Below are 18,802 nucleotides of genomic sequence, written 5' to 3'. Positions count from 1 at the left end.
GAGGCTTTGCGGTGGTGGCTGACGAAGTGCGCAGTCTTTCAGTCAAAACCAGTGAATCTACCGAGCAAATTCAATCCAACATCAAATCCTTGAGTGAGGCCACTGAATCGGTAGAAAAAGAAATTAAACGCATTGGTAGTATCTTAGAAAATACCGCCGGACGCGTGTCTGAATCACAAGAATCAGTCAGTCAAGTGCGCGAAACCATCACGGATATTTCCGAGCGTAGCGGACAAATTTCGCAAGCAACCGATGAGCAGCGTCAAGCCATTGATGAAGTCAGTCAAGCAATCAATGAGGCCTCAGAAGCGACTAATCAGGTTACAGAAGGGGCGAAAGATAATGCCACGCGCACCGACAAAGTACTTACCCTGAGTGAAGACATCAAAGTACAAATGGAGAAATTTAAAACGTAATCAAAGAAATAATAACAAGGAGAGAACATGCAAAAGCTGTTTACCGTTAGCTTGGCAATATTATTACTGGTACCTAGTGCGATGGCAAGAACGCTGACAGCAGCGCAAGATCCGTGGCCACCCTTTGTGACCGAAGATCCTGACAGGCCAGGTATTGCTATCGAGCTTGTCAAAGCAGCGATGGTTACTCAAGGCTATGAAGTCGACTTTAAAAATATGCCATGGGCGCGTGCGCTTGATGCCGTTCGCAATGGCAGTATCGACTTATTGCCCGCCACTTGGCATACCGACGCACGCACTCAGTATCTGCGTTACAGCAACCCTTATATGAGCAACCAACTCGCCTTTATTAAACGTGCTGATGACAACTTTCAGTTCTCTGATTTAAATGATCTAGAGGGCAAAGTGGTCGGGGTTGTACGGGGTTATGGCTACGGCGATGCATTTTTAAATGCGACGCATTTTGATAAACCTGCGGCCAACAACTTAGCGACTAATTTGAAAAAGCTGCTCGCCAGCCGTATTGATCTGACCTTGGAAGATAAGATCGTCGCCCAATCAGTGATGCAAGAAGAAGCGATTGATAGTCACCAGTTTGCCTTTACTGACCAAGCGCTTTCAACCAACCCTTTATATGTTACTAGTGGCAAAGCTAACCCCGACAGCCAGATGTTTATCAATGCCTACAACAAAGGGCTAGAGACGATTAAAGCGAATGGCACGTTTGAAAAAATCCTGAAAAAATACGGTGTTGATTAATATTTTGATGATCGAAAAAGAGGTGTCATTGCACCTCTTTGTCACTGAACGAGTAAAGCCGATCCGCTATTTTATATAAGCATCCAAGACAGCTTGTAGTTTTCCAGATTCACGCATCGACTCAAATCCGGCATCCAGCGTGGCTTTTATTTCCATGGCTTCTGGGTGCTCACGCGAGATCATCATGTGAAACTTATCACCACTGTTTCCCGGAATCGGCTCGACTTGCATCCCGCCAGCGAGATAATCAATGCCTTGTGCCGCTTTGAACCCTGCGAGTATCTCGTAGCGTGCTAAAAATACATCACAGCGCCCTGCTTGCGTCTGTTTTACCAGCTGCTTAAAGTCTTTTGCTGACTTCCTCACCTGGCTATCATCGACACTGAATCCTATGTAGTTATAGCCCAATAGACCACACATACGCAGCTCATTAATATCATCCGCTGTCTCGATATTCAGGCCATTCGGATATTGTTGAGTTGAATAAATATAGCTGGGCTGCAGCTTGTAATAATAGTCAGTTAAGATAAAATCACGATCGCGCTCTTCACTGTAAGATGCACTGAGGGCAATATCGTAGTTGCCTGCTTTTGTCTCAAAAACGCACCGCTTCCACGGCGGTAAATCTACCGATACATCTACACCGCTGTCTTGAAAGATGGCATTGAGGACATCAATGTCATAGCCTTCGATAGTTTCGCCTTTTTTATAGTGAAAAGGTGGCCAATTTGCCCCATCACCACACACTTTAAGCGATGAGATATCGAGTGCCATAGCTGGCCCTGATAGTAAGCTGCCAGCTAAGGCCGAAGCAGAGATTAAAGCAACTTTCATAGTGAACTCCTTTTGGGAAAACTCACTTTAAGTATTGATGATATTCACTATGACGCGACCTGAATTACTGAGTTTTTTTAGGATTTATGATCACCACTTCGCCAGGCTTTAACCCCTTACGCACGCGCCCTTGCTGTGTGAGCGATACCAGCCGTGTTCTCACCTCACCCGCGTCAAGCACCTTCACATAGTTAAGTTGTCCAATTTGATAATACGCATTGCTCGGTAGATAAAGCACTGGCTCGGCTTTTTGTGACACGGTCACTTTTGCAAACATTCCTGGTAGCAAAGTATCACTCGCCTCCGTGTTTGGCAGTGTCACGGCAACACGATAACTGCGTGACGTGGCATCGGCAGCCGGTGTCACAGTGCGCACCACGCCCGTAAGAGTTTTATCATAGGTCGGGAGCGTAACCGTTAACGATTGACCGATGTCGACATAGGGTAACGCAGATTCCGCCACATTGACCGTCGCTTCAATGCTTTCAGGGTTGTACAGGGATAGCAGCGCCGCACCCGGTGTCGCCGTATCACCTTGGTTGATGATTTTATCGGTGATCAGCCCTGAAAACGGCGCGCGCACCAGACTAAAGCCAAATTGGGTTTCAGCCTCATCCACCGCAGCAAGGGCACGACGGTATTCAGACTGCGCCGTTTTTAAGCGATTCTCCGCCTCATCGAATTGAGATTGTGGCACCAGCTTTTTCGCCAACAAGGTCTCCATGCGGCGGTAGTCACTGCGCGCGGTATTCAATTGCGATTGCGCCGAGGCCAAGGCTTGTTGAACTTGGCGGACTTTGGCACTGAGATCGGCATTATCCAAACGCAGCAACACATCCCCTTGCTCAACGCGGTCGCCGACATCAACCAGCACTTCTGCAACGGTTGCGGTCATTCGCGCCGCTAAGGTTGCCGTCTGTCTTGCCTCCAACTGGCCGGAAAAAATGCGGGTTTGTGGCTGTTCGGCCGCCTCAAGCGTTAGCGTCTCAACGTTGTCCGGTGTCTCGTTCAATGTCGAGACGGGCGCGACATTCGAGGTAAACACCCCAGCCATCACCAAAAACAACACCAATAGCCCAGTGCCTAGCACCAGTGCGAGTACGCCTTTTTTTGCCTTCATGCATGCTCTCCTTCTACTGATAGGCCGTGGGTGGGATGATTTTGATACGCAAGGTTGTACACCACGGGCACAACCAGCAAGGTAAATACGGTAGACGCGGCAATACCGAAAATAATCGCCCAGGCTAACCCATTAAAAATCGGGTCGAGGGTGATAATCACATTCCCCAATAAGGTGGTGCCGGCGGTGAGTAAAATGGGCCGCATTCGCACTGCGCCCGCTTGTACTAAGGCTTCACTCAGCGCCATACCTTGAGCGAGTGACTGTTGAATAAACTCAATCAATACCAATGAGTTGCGTACCACGATCCCCGCCAGTGCAATCATGCCAATCATCGCGGTGGCGGTGAACAGCGCCGGATTTGGATAGCCGCTGATCTGACCGCTCAAACCATTGAGCAACCAAAAGCCTGGCATAATGCCAATCACGGTCAGTGGAATTGCAAGCATAATAATGCCTGACACCGCCGGTAGCCCGGTTTGTATCAGCATCACTATAAAGACGCCCAGTAGTGCCGCACCATACGCAATCCCCAGATCACGGAAGACATCAATGGTGATCTTCCACTCTCCTTCACCACTCCATACCACCTCGATACCGTCACGCACCTGCCAACCATCACCCGCGCCATTATCCAGATAACTACGCGCTGATAGCGGGCGAGTACTGTCCGACTCAGGTTGATTAAAATCAGCCATCATGTCGGCGACTACCTCGCCCGGTACCCTTCCAGTGGGTTCGGCATACACATACACGACGGGGCGTAAATTCTTATGATAAATAGGCTGATCAACCGGTTGCCGCTCAAAATGGCCGAGTTCACTCAACGCGACCAGCGGCTGCGGCGCATCCACCAAGGCACCTTGAACCGATTGTTTCGCCACCCCTGCGCGACCACGTACATGCAGGGCGAGCAGCGCATCCAGTTGATCACGGGCGTCCGCTGCAAGTTGCAATGTGACGGGCAAAGGATCCATTTCATCGGCATCGGCCAAATGGGCCAGTGTAACCCCTTGGTTCGCGGCCCTGAGCGCTTGGTTAATATCGGCCACCGCAACACCTGACAAGGCGGCTTTTTCTTGGTCTACGACAAACTGCCAGCTCGATAGAGGTCCTTGAACACTGGTGCTCACTTCTGACACCAAGGCTTCACGCTTTAATCGCTCTGCTACCTGAGTCGCTTGCGCTTGCAGGGTTGAATACGGCGTGCTTGGTGAGCCATACACTTCGGCGACAATGGTTGCCAGCACAGGCGGCCCCGGCGGCATTTCCACTAATTGCACTTCGGCATCATATTTTGCTGCGATGGCTTCTAACTCATCACGCATGCGTGTCACCACGCCATGTGATTGCAACGCGCGCCGGTGCTTATCCACCAGCACTACCCGCAGTTCACCTTGGTAAGGCGCATGACGAGTAAAGTAATGGCGCACCATGCCATTAAAATCCATCGGTGAAGCGAGCCCGGCAAAGCCGGATACCGATACCACCTCGGCTTGCGTTTGTAGGTAACGGTTCATCTCTCGCAGCGCATTGGAGGTATCGACATGATTAGCGGTTTCCGGTAAATCCAGTACCACCTGGAACTCGTTTTTATTGTCATACGGCAACAGCTTAAGCGGTACGAGGCGCAACGCAGGCAACAGGGCGGCAATGACAAACAACACGCCCACTATCCACAAAAACGCTTTAGCGCGACGATTGTTTTCCAACAATGGCAGCAACACGCGCCGATAGCCACGGTACAGCGGCGTGGTCTCAAGGCGATAGTCATCACCTTTATTGGACGCGCGAACAATTTTTTTGGCGAGCCAAGGGGTGACTAAAAACGCCACTAAGGTACTGATCACCACACTGACCGGCACATTGAATGCCAGCGGTGCCATATATGGCCCCATCATGCCGGTGATAAAAAACATCGGGGTGAACACAATCACAATCGCCACGGTCGACATGATCAATGCGCGTTTGATTTCCAACATCGCCAGCACAATCGTGCGGCCACGCGGCTTATTATCATGGGTCAGGTGCCGTTCAATGTTGTCGATACTGGCAATCGGATCATCAACAATCAGCCCTAGCGCCAAGATTAACGCAAACAAGGTGACGCGGTTAATTGAGTAGCCAAAGGCTAAATCCAGCCCTAATGCCGCGCCATAACTGATTGGGATCGCAATCGCCACCACTAAGGCACTGCGCCAGTTTAAGAATAAACCAACAAAGACCACCACGGTGAGCACCGCAATACCGAGGCTGGACACCAAGTTTTTCACTTTGGCATCGGCGGTTTGGCCGTAATTGCGAATGATCTCGACGCTTACGCCATCGGGAAATTGCGTGGCGACCAAATGATTGAGCGTGGCGGTGACATCCTCGGCCACGGTTACCGCGTTGGCGCCTTTTTGCTTCGCCACCGAGAGAAACACCGCGGGATGCGGCTGGCTATCATCGGTCGATTGGATCCACGTATCTGTGGCGGGCTCTTGCGCGCCGTCCGATAACTTGGCCACATCCTGCAGGTACACAGGTTTGCCATTCACCACCGCCACCACTAAATGGCGTATCTCCTCCAGGCTTTGATACCACTGGCCGGTTTTTAGTAAATAGCGCTCACCCTGATGTTGAATATCGCCAATATCACGCTTTTGATGGCTCAACGAAAAGGCATTGGTGAGATCAGACACACTGATCTGATAGCTAGCCATGGCGGCAGGGTCGAGCGTGATCAACACCTGACGCGGCACGCCGCCCACCACCTTCACCGCATTGGTTTCGGGAAGGGCTTTTAGATCCAAGGTCGCCTGCTCGGCAATGCGTCGCAGCGCATAATGGCCGAGCTGGTCAGGTTTGTCGCTACGCAGCGCCGCAATCACAATCGGCACATCATCAATTTCCACAGGCTTAATCGCCCACTCGCTCACGGCAGCTGGGATCGCGTCTTGATTGGCATAGAGCTTGTTATACAGTTTCACCAAGGCAGACTCGCGATCTTCGCCAACGTAAAAGCGCACCGTGACCAGCGCGGAACCGGCTTGGGTGGTGGAATACACATACTCCACCCCATCAATTTGGCTGACTTTTTTCTCCAGAGGCTGCGTCACCTGCTTCGCCACTTGCGGGGCACTCAAACCGGGCGCTTGCACCACTATATCCGCCATGGGGACGACAATTTGCGGATCTTCTTCTTTGGGAGTGAGCCACAGTGCTGCCGCCCCCACCAGCAGCGCGAGCACTATGAGGATGGGCGGGAAGAAGCTGTTCATCACTCGGGTGATCAGCTGACCTTGTGGCTGAGCATCTCGCATATTCGATCCTTTAGCTGATGACAGTAACGACAAGAAAACGACAGATAAAAAGGTGACGGTTAATTAACCTAGCACATCAACTGGCAATGAATGTGTGCTGACCACTCAGATTCAGACACAATAGAGCCGCTGTAAGGTGGCGATAATCGCCGCGACGTGGGGGTCATTGAGCTGATAAAACACCTGCTGCGATGACTTACGTACCTTGACCAGTTGATGCCGCTTTAACACACTAAGGTGCTGAGAAAACGCCGATTGACTCAAGCACGACCCTTGCAGTAATTGCCCTACGGAGCGCTCTCCCGCCAAAAGCTGGCATAGCACAATTAATCGCTCAGGGTGCGCCATTACTTTCAACATGGTCGCCACTAGAGACGCTTGCTCACGCATGGCAACGATGTCCATATCCGGTACGCTTTCTGCCTCAATCGGCACACTTGACTCTGCCATCGCTCACTCCTTTTTTGCCAATACCCATAGCTTAGCGCGCCATTTTGTTTAGTCAATTCTAATTTAGTTAAATTATTATTAGACTTTTCTAAATATAACTTCTAGAGTGTCCCTAGTGCCGACAAACACTGAAGGCGTTCGAGCCAAAGCGGTTCGGTCTGTCGGGTAATCGTATAGGTAATGCAAAGGAGTCTTGCTATGACAATCGATAATGGCGTACGCGTAATCGCTGGCATGATGGTGCTACTTTCTGTCGTGCTTACCCTCACAGTTCATAGCCAATTTGTTTGGCTAACCGTTTTCGTTGGCGTAAACCTGATCCAAAGTGCGTTTACAGGGATTTGTCCGGCTGCCTTTTTCCTGAAAAAACTTGGACTAAGCAACGCTTAATGGAGTCATAATGACCAAAATCGTGATTATTGGCGGCGTCGCCGGTGGCGCTTCTGCCGCCGCTCGCGCCCGTCGTTTAAGTGAAGAAGCCGAAATTATCATGTTCGAGCGGGGTCCTTACGTCTCGTTCGCTAACTGTGGTTTGCCTTATCATATCGGGGGTGACATTACCGACCGCAGTAAACTCTTGCTGCAAACCCCGGACAGTTTTCGCGCCCGCTTTAATGTGGATGTGCGCATCAATAGCACAGTCACCGCGATTAACCGCGAGGCCAAAACCGTCACCGTCACCCGTGCCGATGGCAGCGATTATCAAGAAGGCTACGACAAGTTACTGTTAAGCCCAGGTGCGGCCCCCATCATGCCGCCTATTCCTGGCTTAGATAACCCGCTGACTCACTCACTTCGCAATATTCCAGATATGGATGCGATTCTGCATACCATTGATATGAATAACCCCAGCCATGCGACTGTCGTTGGCGGGGGTTTTATTGGCCTTGAGATGATGGAAGCGCTGCATCAACGCGGAATTAAAACCACTCTATTAGAGATGGCCGATCAGGTGATGACGCCCGTCGACCGCGAAATGGCGGGGTTTGTCCATCAAACCATTCGCGACCAAGAGGTCGACTTACGTTTAGGCACCGCGCTGGAGTCCGCCGAGTTTATTCCTACCACGCATGTCGCCAGTGATGATGCCGGCGAGCCTAGTGAGCCGCAACACTTAGAAGGTTCACTGAGCCTCACGCTCAATAATGGTGACACGCTGCATACTGAATTGTTGATCATGGCCGTTGGCGTTAAGCCTGAAGTCACGCTGGCGCAACAGGCGGGACTTGCCATTGGTGAAAAAGGCGGGATTGTGGTCAACAGCACCATGCAGACCCAAGACCCCGATATTTACGCCGTCGGCGATGCGGTGGAAGAGATTGACTTTGTCACTCACAAGCCGACGTTGGTGCCATTGGCTGGCCCAGCAAACCGTCAAGGGCGCATGGCCGCTGACAACATGCTAGGCAGCACTGAGCATTATCTCGGCACCCAAGGCACCGCTATCTGTAAAGTATTCGATCTTGCGATCGCCTCAGTGGGCCAAAACGAGAAACAACTCAAGCACGCTGATATCGACTACCAAAAGGTCTATGTTCACGCCGCCAGTCATGCGGGTTATTATCCCGGCGCAGAGATTGTCTCATTTAAGCTGCTGTTTTCCCCGGATACGGGCGCTATTTTAGGCGCACAAGCGGTGGGCAAAGACGGCATTGATAAACGCATTGATGTCATGGCCGTAGCACAACGTGCCGGCATGACCGTTGAGCAACTCCAACATCTAGAACTCACCTACGCGCCGCCGTATGGCAGTGCTAAAGATGTGATTAATCAAGCGGCCTTTGTAGCAACTAACCTCATTAAGGGTGACGCTAAAGCGATTCATTACCACGAGTTAGGTGCACTGCGTGATGATCAAGTGCTGCTGGATGTGCGTAATGCCCCCGAGCGCGAAAACGGTCAGTATATCGATGGTGATATCCATATTCCGGTAGACGAACTGCGTGGACGCATCGATGAACTGCCCAAAGACAAAGAAATTTTGATTTACTGTCAGGTCGGTCTCAGAGGCAACGTCGCCTACCGCCAGTTAGTCAATCATGGTTTTAAAGCTCGCAACTTAATTGGGGGCTATCGCACCTACAAATTCGCCACCGCCTAACCATTCAGACAATCCCTGTCAAAAAGCACGAGCCCCCGTTCGTGCTTTTATTTATTGGAAAATCTCCCCTACCTCGTTTATATCTTAACTATTGTCATGATTAGTTGTAAGGCTTTTAGTCATTAAATTCATGCATGATGTCACGACATCACTCCACTGAGTCTCATTTCCCGTTTTGAGCAAGAGGATAACTATGCTAGGTCGCTCTAACACTCATTTACAAGCACTTGAGCAAGCCATTATCGCCGTTGTCACGATTGATCATCACAATAACATCACCTTTTTTAATCAAGCCGCAGAGGATATATGGGGATACGCCGCGAACGAGGTATTAGGTAAAAACGTGGCGATGCTGATCCCTACCGAACTGCAAGCTGATCATGATAGTTATGTTAATCGACACAGAGAGGGCGGGGAGGATCGTATCGTCGGACGCTCTCGGGAAGTGCAGCTCAAGCGGAAAGATGGCGCATTGACTTGGGTACAACTGTCGTTATCCAAGATACGTGTCGCTGGCAAAATCCATTACACCGCCTTTGTTCGTGATGTGACCGCGGAACGAGAGGCACGAGAGATGATGACCCAAACGCTCGAGCAAGCGCTTGATGCAGTCGTGTGCATAAATGAACACAACTGTATCACTTTTTATAACAAAGCGGCCGAGCAGTTGTGGGGATACAGCAAAGAAGAGGTTCAGGGTAAGAACGTTAAAATGCTGGTCCCGCAAGCAATTCAGTCTACTCATGATGAATATATTGATAGGAACCGCAAAACCGGAGAAGACAAAATTGTCGGGACAAGTCGAGAAGTCGAAATTGAACACAAAGACGGTCATCGCCTCTGGGGACAACTGTCACTGTCTAAGATACGTCTGGATAACCGGACACTCTATACCGCATTTGTCAAAGATGTTACGGAAGCAGTAAGACGTCGCGAAGAAATGCAATTACTGTCCATGGTCGCTAACGAAACCGACAATGCCGTTGTGGTGGCGAACCCAAAGGGTGAGGTGGTATACGTTAATCGCGGCTTCGAAGATATGTCAGGCTATACATTTAATGAAATGGAAGGGAAAAAGCCAGGACATGTTTTACAAGGTAAAGATACCGACCCCCAAACCATACAAAATATCCGCGATCATTTATCACGTTGTGAACCCTTCTATGACGAAATATTGAATTATAATAAGGATGGCGAGCCCTACTGGATCTCCTTATCGATAAACCCTGTTTGGGATAATCAAAACCAACTAACCCATTTTATATCGGTACAAGCCAATATTACGCAAGTCAAGCAAACCTATTTAGATTTCACCCGCAAACTGGATGCTATTGGCGGCGCGCTCGTCATTATGGAGATTGACGCGACTGGCAAGCTTGATTCCGTGAACCCCTTATTTGAAGAGGCACTAAAACAGATTGATAAGTCGTGTGACGACGCGTCACGTTCTATTTATCATAAAATTACTCACGAATTAAAAGAAGCGATTGATGAACAAGGGCATGCTTCGGCGTTGATCGAGTTTGATGGTCAACATGACCAACTGGCGATTGATGCGAGAATCTGTGTACTTAAAGATTTATCCGGCAACATACTCAATTATGTCATGTTCGGTATCGATATCAGTACGCGGCGTAAAACAGTCGCAAAAACACAAACATCAATGCAGTCCGTCTCTCAGTCCAGCCAAGAGGTCATGAAAATCATTGATACCATCAACAACATTTCAGAGCGCACTAACTTACTCGCACTCAACGCCGCCATAGAGGCCGCTCGCGCGGGTGAGCTTGGGCGTGGTTTTGCCGTGGTCGCCGATGAGGTTCGTCAGTTAGCCCAAAGCTCTCATCAGTCGAGTAAACAGATTAGTGAATTAGTGGAAAGTACCGTGCAAAGTATTGATGAACTGGCCACCTTGTTGAATGACATAGAGAGCTAGAACGCCGAGAAGCCCAAGAGCCAACACTCGCACCATTTATTCACGCAAAAACTAAATTAGCATTGACTCATGCAAAAATCTCAGTATGCTACCTGTCTTATTTAATTGTAACCTGTTTTGAGTCATCGAGAGGAAATCATGACGTTCCCTATCCCATGGGATGCCCTATTTGGTGGCATGCTGGTTGGTGCAGCCTGTCTGGCACTATTAGCGCTTAATGGCCGTATTGCCGGGATCAGCGGTATTGTGTCAGGCGCATTGTCATCGAATGTCCATGAAGCACAATGGCGAGGTTTGTTTTTGCTAGGGATGGTCAGTGCTGGCATCTTGATGCCATTTATCGGTTTTGAATTACCTAACGACACAAACCTTGCGCCTACACTCACACCTATGATTGCCGTACTCGCGGGGTTGCTGGTCGGAATAGGCACTCGATTAGGTAACGGCTGTACCAGTGGTCATGGCATTTGTGGCATGGGTCGCTTATCGAAACGGTCAATCGTGGCAACGCTCACTTTTATGAGTGCTGCCTTTGTCACTGTTTTTGTTCGTTTATATCTTTAAGGACGTTTATCGCTTATGTTTCGCCTTATTGCTTTACTCTCAGGCTTTATCTTCGGTGTGGGTATGATGGTGTCAGGCATGGTCAATCCCGCGAAGGTGATTGGCTTTTTGGATGTGTTCGGCCAGTGGGATCCCAGCCTTGCATTTGTGATGGGCGGTGCGCTGCTGATCTTTGTTCCCGGTTACTTTTTGGCCATACGCCAGCAGCAAAAACCCATACTGGCCGATCAATTTTGCCTGCCCAAAACGCGAAAGATTGATAAAAAACTCATCGGCGGTGCATTACTCTTTGGCACCGGCTGGGGACTCGCCGGACTTTGCCCAGGCCCGGCAATCACGGCCATTGGCTCTGGTGCACTACCGATAAGCTTATTTGTGATTAGCATGCTAGTCGGAATGCGGCTTGTCGCCTACCTTCAGCGGCCACGAGCGCCCTCGCCATTAAACGCTTAAAGAGCGATCAAGGGATGCTGCGCCCTCATTATTCATTTTCGCGATAGGGCGCTAGTATTCCACACTAAGTGGCGAGGCGTTGAACCGTATCTGAGACTTCCTCAGCGCCAGCATAAATATCGCGCATCACGGCTTCCGCTGCCGTAATCTTTTCTCGGCTCTGTTCGGATTCTGCGACGACTTCTTCCATCGACTCACTCACTCCCTGAGTCAATTTTCTATTTTCATCGACAACATTTGCGATTTGCGTTGTCGATTCACTGGTACGTTTGGCCAAACTTCTTACTTCGTCTGCAACTACCGCAAAGCCTCTGCCCATCTCGCCGGCTCTTGCCGCTTCAATCGCCGCATTCAGGGCGAGTAAGTTGGTTTGTTCGGCAATTTGATTGATAGTGGTCACGATCTCTTCAATGCTCTGTGCGTGCTCAGTCAGTTGGTGGAGCTGCTCTGCCGTTGATTGCATTTTTTCAGTGACATGACTCGTAATGTCAACGGCCTCTTTGAGCAAGGCACTACCACCCTCAACATGTTGAAGTGTTGCGGCTGACGAGTGATGAGCGAGATCAGCAGCTTGTGAGACTGCGTGGCTTTTCTGCACTCTAGTGGTGATATTTGAGGCAAATTTCACCACTTTCTCAACACGTCCACTATCACCGAATATTGGGTTATAGGTGGCCTCTAACCAGATTTCGTTACCAAATTTATCACGGCGTTGATACTGCCCGCTTTTAAATTGTCCACTTTCTAGCTCTGCCCAGAAAGCCGGGTTTTTCTCATAAAATTCTGCGTCACAGAACATACGATGATGCTGGCCTACAATATCATCTAATTCATACCCCATTGTGGCTAAAAAGTTGTCGTTAGCATGGATAATGTTACCTTGAGGGGTAAAAATGATGGCCGCCATTGAACGATCAAGGGCTGTAAATAAGGCCTCTTTTTTAGTTTTTTCTTGGTGGATCCGCGTCACGTCCGACGCGATTTTGCGGACTTTAATCACTTTTCCGGTCTTGTCTTTAACCGGAAAATAGGTCGCATCCATCCAAATTTCGTTACCATTTTTATGTCGGCGCCGGACAACTCCCTTTTGTCTTTCACCCTGACCGAGCCGCGCCCAAAAATCTCGGTATTCTTGAGACTGCGAGGTTTCAGGAAAACAGATCGCAGAGTGGTGTTGCCCAACAACCTCTTCAAACTCATAACCGATAATATCCAACAGCAACTGGTTACAATTAAGGACAGTTCCATCTGTCGAGAATGTAATGGTGGCAACACTTTCGTTAATCGCATCTAGCTCTATCTCTAGATGCTCTCTATTTTTCTCACTCTCGGCAAGCAAGCGTTTTGTTTGATTAAACATCATGGTGGCTCCCTATTACCTCTAGGCCCATATTTTTGCTCCTTGCGCTTCTCATCTGCTGTGGCTAGCCAATCCACATGAGCGCTTGAGAGCATGTTAAATGACGTCTATTCGCGTCATATCAAATAGCATAGCGAATCACCATGGTTACACCAGTCAGACTTTTTAATGAACAAGCATGATAGGTGTCAATTATGTAAGTAAATAATAAAAACCATGCTAAACAATAGGATGAATAATTATTTTTTGTATGTTTAGTTTGCCAAACCATCCAACAAAGCAGCCACTGTATCAATGAATGGTGTAATGCTTATTGCGCCACCCATTGCACTCATACTATTGAATGAGATGCCGACTGACTATTACGAAGAAAACAACCCCGACGACAAATACCGATCGCCGCGATCGCAAACAATGGCCACCACTACAGAGCCGGGTTCATCTTTGGCGACTTGCAGGGCCGCAAACACCGCACCACCCGAGCTAACACCTGCACATATACCCTCTTCTCTGGCGAGGGCACGCGCGGTCTCTTTCGCCTCTTGCTCAGAAATATCTATCACCTCATCAATATTTTCATCGGTATAGATACCCGGTAAATACTCAGCCGGCCAGCGCCGAATACCAGGAATCGCGCTCCCCTCGGTAGGCTGTAACCCAATGGTTTTAATCGCGGGGCGGGGCATTTTTAGGTACTGCGAGGTTGATTTACCGTTTGCCGTGTCCCCCGTGGTCGCAGGTTTACTCTATTTGCTGCTTTATGGCGGCCAGATCCTGTTTGGCGATCGCGATGTCACCCGCGTTACGGCACAGACACAGAGCCGCACCGCCTCAATTGGCCATTCTTAGCGGCAGATAGCTTGGTGTATGATATTTAGGTGATTTATCGAGTGGATGTTGGCGGTGCTTTATGAGTTATCTATTTTAGCGTTTACCTTTCGGACAGGCATCGCCACTTTCAATTCGGATAGCGTAGAAGGATAACCCAAGTAATACCCTTGCACATATTCGCAACCAAAGCTTTTTAACAATGCTAGTTGCGTGGCCGTTTCCACACCTTCAGCGACCACGTTGATTTCTAGGCGTTTGGTAATATCGATAATGCCGGCCGTGATCGCTTTAGCACGGCTATCGGTTTCCATCGATTGGATGAAGCTGCGATCAATCTTGATTTCATCGACATTAATCCGATTAAACATTCCCAAAGAGGTATACCCCACACCAAAGTCATCAATGGAGAAGGCCACGCCATGGCGTTTGAGGATATCGACCACTCGCGCGCACTCGAGAATATCATCAAGTGCTGCGGTTTCGGTTATTTCTAGGCACAGGTAACGCGCGAATTCTGGGTTCAATTTCAAGTAATCATCAATACGCCGGATCGCACTCTGGCTATTAAACTCAACCGCAGAAATATTCACCGACACACGCTGAATAACAGTTCCCAACAGGTCACTATCGCGTAGCTGATTGGCAGCTTTTTCGAGTACGAGCGCCGTTAGGTCCTCGCAAAAACCCTGTTCTTCGGCGAGCGTGATAAACGTACTCGGTGGCACCACACCATAGGTTTCATGGGTCCATCTCGCCAATACTTCTAAGCCGCTTAATTCGCCCGACGTCAGGCGATACTGCGGTTGAAAGACAACCTCAATCTCTTTGTTATTGATTGCAACTCTGAGTGCAGAAACGAGCTGCCTGCGCTTTTGGGCTTGCTCGGTTAAGTGCATATCATGATAGGTTACGGTGTTTTTGCGTTTTTTAGCCTCATTAAGCGCACGCGTAGCCGCCGTCATCAAGGTGGCAGCATCGTCACCATCTGGCCCGAATAACGCCACCCCTATCGAACAGGTCGCCTGTTGCTCGTATCGTTGTAAATGTCGATGACATTCACGGTGTAGTCTATCAATATAGAGCGCCATATCGCTGGCACCGTCTAACGCAACAAGGCAGGCAAAGCGGTCTGCATGGACACGCGAAGTAAGCTTATCTAATAGCGTTGATACCTCAATGGCATGTGCCATATCAGACAATAGGTGATTAGTACGTTCAAACCCAAGTTTATTGGTGAGTGATGTAAATCCATCAATGTCGATAATCACCAAAACATACGAGGTTTGTTGATCCCGTGGGGCAAGCAAAGTATCCACATGCCGCATAAAGACTGAAGGGCTGTGCAACCCTGTAACACTATCAATATCACTCGCTCGCTCTAACGCTAGGTTATTCTTTCTCGCCAGGCTCCAGAGCATCATCGACGTCACCACCACAAAGAAATGCCCTTTGAATGCTTGTCCTAATTCATGCATCTCTAGATTCGTTGCCAACGCAGTCACCACGCGATCGGAAAAAAGGATCCACAAAGTCGCAAAAAAGAAATAGGTAAACGCCAACTTCAATGCATAGTAGTTCGTTTTCTTCATTATGGTTCCCGTGCGATGACGTCCATTCGACCTGCTTGCGACACCCTATCTCCCACCTAAGGTGACGAAAAGGGAAGACGGTGATATCAAACTCTGCCTCTTTTAAATCATTATTAAAAATGAGACAACGTTTTTAACGCATACTAGTTCGAATGCTCGTTGTCCGCCAGAAAAAACGACAATAAACAACCTAGTAATTGATAGGCACCTTCCATGCCTATCAGCTATAGCATCTATGATGGGGTGTTAACTCATCTTGCATTAATCCAACACAAACGGGTAAAACGTCACACATTATCCGGCCGCACCGTCTGCGCGTGCTTGGCTCAGCATGGGGCCAAATCGCACCGCAAACCAGCCATAGCTAATCGTCCACAGCAGTGCTGATACGGCAACCAGCTCTAGGGTATACACCGGCCAAAACCAGATGCCAAATACTCGGACGAGTGCAGAAATAAGTAAGGCGTAGAACAGCCACGAAACAGCGGGGCCCTGATAAACATTGCGCCCAGTATGGCCAAGCGTGACTCGCGCAATCATGGCCAGGACAACGCCCCCGAGTGCACCTATCGCGAATAAGTGCCAGATAAGGTTTGATGCCCAGGGGTTAATTACCACCGCTTTTAATATCAATCCAAGTGGTAAAAAGACATAAAATAGATGAAGCGAAAACAGCATCGGCACCTTGTATGCTTTCCAGCCTTGCCAGCGATAGAGCCGAACACATTGCGCAATGCCCGCTGTGAGCAGCAACCCACGCGCGGCCATATTGTCAGTGCCGGACACCAAAGTGACGCCAATCAGTAGCACAAACACAGCAATAATCGCTCGCTCTAGCCACACAGGTGTGCTGGACACCTGTATACCCAACTTTTTCTCCGTGAAAAACGGGATCACACGGCCACCCATTACGCTAATAAGCAGCATGAACCAAAGCAAGGTACTGTGCCAAACTTGGTTTATAGGCAGGGCAACCTCTCCTAACAACGCACCATAAGATAAAGCGTTCAGTAAAGCCGCGATGGCCAAAACGGGGATAAAAATATAATTACGTTGACGCTTAGTCACTACCACGCGATAACCCAAGGACCATGCCACACAGGCCATAAATAGGGTATCAAGTACAAGGCTCGCCCAAACCGGGACATCCACCCAGAAGCTCAATCGCGCCAACAGCCATAATGAAAAAATGGCGAAAAGCTTCGATCCCCGGGTACCTGGCACACCCGTCCAGTTTTGCACCGCCGTCATTAAAAAACCACCGACAATGGCCATTGAAAAGCCAAACAGCATCTCGTGGGCATGCCACCAAAGCGAAGGCACCGTGAGTGACACCATCCCAGGATGGGTGTACAGCCCACTCCATATAATAATGACCAGACAGGAGTAAAGAGCACCAAAGAGGAAGAAGGGCCGAAATCCCAACCGGAACAATGGTGGGATCTTATCTTCTTTTTGTTTGTCGGTGACATTTAACAACATTCAAGCGCTCCATCTGCAGAATTGGGTTATTCACCCTAGCACACACGGAAACACTACTTTTGATATTAAACAAACCCCAACCAACTTAATGTGCCACAAAAAGAAAGGTTATTGTGGTTATTGAGTAACCAAGATCCATGTTGTCGAATCAAAAAGCTGGACGTAACCGATATGAACCACAACAATTTTCTCACCACCAACCGGTGCAATATTCAAGCTGGCAGAGCCAAAGAATGAGGAGGCCCATGACCTATCCATCTAGCAGCAAGTTTGCGGTACTAGGCGCGGCACTTATCGCCATAAGCTATGGATTAGCCCGCTTTGCATTCGGGCTGTTCGTCCCACCGATCCGCGATGACTTAGCACTGAGCCCCTCGCAGATAGGTATGATTAGTGCCCTGCCGTTGATTAGCTTTGTGATCGCAACTGGTTTTGCGCCGCTGATTGCCGATCGCATTGGCGCAAGAATCACTGCAATTGTTTCTGGTTTATTTGGCGCTCTGGGCCTCGCCGTCATCAGTCAATCGACTAACAGTGTCTCACTAGCTGTCGGTGTGTTTGCTTGCGGCATTTGCACCGGCTTGATGATGCCCGCCCTCACCGCTGCCATGCAGGCTATCGTTAATCGCGCGCTGCACGGTAGAGTCAGTTCAGTGATGAATGCGGGTACCAGCATTGGTGTAGTCGTTGCTGTGCCTGTGGTTTTGCTGCTCGAATCGGCTTGGCGCACGGCCTATTTGTCTTTTGCAGTACTTGCGACACTTGGCATTGTAGCCGCCTGGCGGATGTTGCCATCTGTCTCGCCTGTCACACCCACAGATGCCGCTCCTGCGCCACCGATCAGCCGATTACAATGGGCGCGGCTGTTCCGTTTATCGTTGTTTGCATTCGCGATGGGATTTGTCTCTGCCGCGTACTGGATTTTCGCACCGGATTTGGTTATTACGCTTGGCGCGCTTCCTACTGATACAACCGCTTGGCTATGGGTTGCCGTTGGCATTGCAGGTTTAGGCGGAGCAATAGCCGCAGATCTTGCAGATCGTAACAATCCTCCAATTACCCATTCATTAATGTTAATGATGTTGGCGGCAAGTATGGCACTCATTGCCGCCAGTCCTGGCAACAGCGGAATCACGCTTTTTTCCGCTCTCGTGTTCGGGCTTGCCTACATGAGTTTAACTGGCTTGTACCTAATGACCGGGATCCGACTTCTCCCCGGGCGCTTATCCCTCGGGCCTGTTTTGCCTTTTATGGCCGTATCACTCGGCCAAGCGGTCGGCTCTCCGGTGTTAGGCTTATTGATTGAAAAAATGGGTTATGCTGGCGCTTTTTCGGTATTTGCCTCCGCCAGCATTGTGGTTGCCATTATCTCTCCACTTTACCCTCGTCAGCTCGAACAAGAGTGGGACGAAGACGTGATTGAGGACACTGGCCTACAAGCGGCCTATGATCATCAACTACATGATGAAGAAGGTGAGCCTTATCGCGGTGTGGAAATAGAAGAAGAGATCGAAGCCGTTGAAGAAGACCGCACCAATGAAAATTAATTACAAAAATATTATTTAATATCGACATATGGTTTAACATTGATCACGTTTAAAA

General features: G+C 49.3%; 16 protein-coding genes. 8 read left to right on the top strand and 8 right to left on the bottom strand.

The window, feature by feature from the left end:
* Both C7A19_RS12115 and C7A19_RS12110 read left to right on the top strand, forming a co-directional pair.
* On the top strand, nt 1-416 hold a 416-nt coding region (locus C7A19_RS12115), incomplete at its 5' end, for a methyl-accepting chemotaxis protein (protein WP_235614302.1).
* Nucleotides 417-443: 27 nt separating this feature from the next.
* The gene (locus tag C7A19_RS12110) at nt 444-1,175 is read left to right on the top strand and encodes a transporter substrate-binding domain-containing protein (protein ID WP_116645002.1); all 732 of its coding nucleotides are present in this window, start codon (nt 444-446) and stop codon (nt 1,173-1,175) included.
* 66 nt (nt 1,176-1,241) lie between these two features.
* Here the strand turns inward: C7A19_RS12110 and C7A19_RS12105 are convergent, their stop codons facing one another.
* The 4 genes from C7A19_RS12105 to C7A19_RS12090 all read right to left on the bottom strand — a co-directional run bounded on the left by C7A19_RS12105 (nt 1,242) and on the right by C7A19_RS12090 (nt 6,884).
* On the bottom strand, nt 1,242-2,009 hold the full coding sequence (locus C7A19_RS12105) for a transporter substrate-binding domain-containing protein (RefSeq protein WP_116645001.1): 768 nt from the start codon (nt 2,007-2,009) through the stop codon (nt 1,242-1,244).
* A gap of 64 nt (nt 2,010-2,073) precedes the next feature.
* Complete coding sequence (locus C7A19_RS12100; RefSeq protein ID WP_116645000.1) at nt 2,074-3,129, bottom strand: efflux RND transporter periplasmic adaptor subunit; 1,056 nt, start codon at nt 3,127-3,129, stop codon at nt 2,074-2,076.
* Nucleotides 3,126-6,434 (bottom strand): efflux RND transporter permease subunit, encoded by a 3,309-nt coding sequence (locus C7A19_RS12095; protein ID WP_235614301.1) that lies wholly within the window; start codon nt 6,432-6,434, stop codon nt 3,126-3,128. The genes C7A19_RS12100 and C7A19_RS12095 overlap by 4 nt, the downstream gene beginning before the upstream one ends.
* Nucleotides 6,435-6,545: 111 nt before the next feature.
* On the bottom strand, nt 6,546-6,884 hold the full coding sequence (locus C7A19_RS12090; protein WP_235607553.1) for a metalloregulator ArsR/SmtB family transcription factor: 339 nt from the start codon (nt 6,882-6,884) through the stop codon (nt 6,546-6,548).
* A 198-nt stretch (nt 6,885-7,082) separates the two neighbouring features.
* Here C7A19_RS12090 and C7A19_RS12085 point away from each other — a divergent pair, with 198 nt between their 5' ends.
* The 5 genes from C7A19_RS12085 (at nt 7,083) to C7A19_RS12065 (ending at nt 11,938) form a co-directional block, all read left to right on the top strand.
* Nucleotides 7,083-7,274, top strand: coding sequence for a DUF2892 domain-containing protein (locus C7A19_RS12085; protein ID WP_046075776.1), 192 nt, complete (start codon nt 7,083-7,085; stop codon nt 7,272-7,274).
* A gap of 10 nt (nt 7,275-7,284) precedes the next feature.
* The gene (locus C7A19_RS12080; RefSeq protein ID WP_116644999.1) at nt 7,285-8,985 is read left to right on the top strand and encodes an FAD-dependent oxidoreductase; all 1,701 of its coding nucleotides are present in this window, start codon (nt 7,285-7,287) and stop codon (nt 8,983-8,985) included.
* Between the two features lie 193 nt (nt 8,986-9,178).
* Nucleotides 9,179-10,921 (top strand): PAS domain S-box protein, encoded by a 1,743-nt coding sequence (locus tag C7A19_RS12075; protein WP_116644998.1) that lies wholly within the window; start codon nt 9,179-9,181, stop codon nt 10,919-10,921.
* A 138-nt stretch (nt 10,922-11,059) separates the two neighbouring features.
* Nucleotides 11,060-11,485: a YeeE/YedE family protein gene (locus tag C7A19_RS12070; protein ID WP_116644997.1), complete on the top strand. Its 426-nt coding sequence runs from the start codon at nt 11,060-11,062 to the stop codon at nt 11,483-11,485.
* A 15-nt stretch (nt 11,486-11,500) separates the two neighbouring features.
* Nucleotides 11,501-11,938 carry a YeeE/YedE family protein gene (locus C7A19_RS12065; RefSeq protein WP_116644996.1) on the top strand — a complete coding sequence of 146 codons (438 nt, stop codon included), beginning with the start codon at nt 11,501-11,503 and terminating at the stop codon, nt 11,936-11,938.
* A gap of 64 nt (nt 11,939-12,002) precedes the next feature.
* Here C7A19_RS12065 and C7A19_RS15845 read toward each other — a convergent pair whose 3' ends face one another.
* The 4 genes from C7A19_RS15845 to C7A19_RS12040 all read right to left on the bottom strand — a co-directional run bounded on the left by C7A19_RS15845 (nt 12,003) and on the right by C7A19_RS12040 (nt 17,200).
* On the bottom strand, nt 12,003-13,301 hold the full coding sequence (locus C7A19_RS15845) for a PAS domain-containing methyl-accepting chemotaxis protein (RefSeq protein ID WP_116644995.1): 1,299 nt from the start codon (nt 13,299-13,301) through the stop codon (nt 12,003-12,005).
* A 359-nt stretch (nt 13,302-13,660) separates the two neighbouring features.
* Nucleotides 13,661-13,984, bottom strand: a complete 324-nt coding sequence (locus C7A19_RS12055; protein WP_116644994.1) for a pyridoxal-phosphate dependent enzyme — start codon at nt 13,982-13,984, stop codon at nt 13,661-13,663.
* A gap of 222 nt (nt 13,985-14,206) precedes the next feature.
* Nucleotides 14,207-15,718, bottom strand: a complete 1,512-nt coding sequence (locus C7A19_RS12045; RefSeq protein WP_116644992.1) for a bifunctional diguanylate cyclase/phosphodiesterase — start codon at nt 15,716-15,718, stop codon at nt 14,207-14,209.
* Between the two features lie 294 nt (nt 15,719-16,012).
* Entirely contained in the window at nt 16,013-17,200 is a 1,188-nt protein-coding gene (locus tag C7A19_RS12040; protein ID WP_116644991.1) for an NnrS family protein, read from the bottom strand.
* Between the two features lie 245 nt (nt 17,201-17,445).
* Between C7A19_RS12040 and C7A19_RS12035 the strand changes: the two genes are divergently transcribed.
* Nucleotides 17,446-18,747 (top strand): MFS transporter, encoded by a 1,302-nt coding sequence (locus C7A19_RS12035; RefSeq protein ID WP_077459114.1) that lies wholly within the window; start codon nt 17,446-17,448, stop codon nt 18,745-18,747.
* Nucleotides 18,748-18,802 lie beyond the last annotated feature (55 nt).

The organism is Salinivibrio sp. HTSP (assembly GCF_003390965.1).
Classification (GTDB): Bacteria; Pseudomonadota; Gammaproteobacteria; order Enterobacterales; family Vibrionaceae; genus Salinivibrio; species Salinivibrio kushneri.
Note: the sequence above shows the minus strand (reverse complement) of the source record. Positions and strands in the feature narration are given on the sequence as shown.

What these genes read in the sequence shown, in the direction of transcription:
- C7A19_RS12110 (WP_116645002.1), top strand. Translation starts at nt 444, where the DNA reads ATGCAAAAGCTGTTTACCGTTAGCTTGGCAATATTATTACTGGTACCT.
- C7A19_RS12105 (WP_116645001.1), bottom strand. Translation starts at nt 2,009, where the DNA reads ATGAAAGTTGCTTTAATCTCTGCTTCGGCCTTAGCTGGCAGCTTACTA.
- C7A19_RS12100 (WP_116645000.1), bottom strand. Translation starts at nt 3,129, where the DNA reads ATGAAGGCAAAAAAAGGCGTACTCGCACTGGTGCTAGGCACTGGGCTA.
- C7A19_RS12095 (WP_235614301.1), bottom strand. Translation starts at nt 6,434, where the DNA reads ATGCGAGATGCTCAGCCACAAGGTCAGCTGATCACCCGAGTGATGAAC.
- C7A19_RS12090 (WP_235607553.1), bottom strand. Translation starts at nt 6,884, where the DNA reads ATGGCAGAGTCAAGTGTGCCGATTGAGGCAGAAAGCGTACCGGATATG.
- C7A19_RS12085 (WP_046075776.1), top strand. Translation starts at nt 7,083, where the DNA reads ATGACAATCGATAATGGCGTACGCGTAATCGCTGGCATGATGGTGCTA.
- C7A19_RS12080 (WP_116644999.1), top strand. Translation starts at nt 7,285, where the DNA reads ATGACCAAAATCGTGATTATTGGCGGCGTCGCCGGTGGCGCTTCTGCC.
- C7A19_RS12075 (WP_116644998.1), top strand. Translation starts at nt 9,179, where the DNA reads ATGCTAGGTCGCTCTAACACTCATTTACAAGCACTTGAGCAAGCCATT.
- C7A19_RS12070 (WP_116644997.1), top strand. Translation starts at nt 11,060, where the DNA reads ATGACGTTCCCTATCCCATGGGATGCCCTATTTGGTGGCATGCTGGTT.
- C7A19_RS12065 (WP_116644996.1), top strand. Translation starts at nt 11,501, where the DNA reads ATGTTTCGCCTTATTGCTTTACTCTCAGGCTTTATCTTCGGTGTGGGT.
- C7A19_RS15845 (WP_116644995.1), bottom strand. Translation starts at nt 13,301, where the DNA reads ATGATGTTTAATCAAACAAAACGCTTGCTTGCCGAGAGTGAGAAAAAT.
- C7A19_RS12055 (WP_116644994.1), bottom strand. Translation starts at nt 13,984, where the DNA reads ATGCCCCGCCCCGCGATTAAAACCATTGGGTTACAGCCTACCGAGGGG.
- C7A19_RS12045 (WP_116644992.1), bottom strand. Translation starts at nt 15,718, where the DNA reads ATGAAGAAAACGAACTACTATGCATTGAAGTTGGCGTTTACCTATTTC.
- C7A19_RS12040 (WP_116644991.1), bottom strand. Translation starts at nt 17,200, where the DNA reads ATGTTGTTAAATGTCACCGACAAACAAAAAGAAGATAAGATCCCACCA.
- C7A19_RS12035 (WP_077459114.1), top strand. Translation starts at nt 17,446, where the DNA reads ATGACCTATCCATCTAGCAGCAAGTTTGCGGTACTAGGCGCGGCACTT.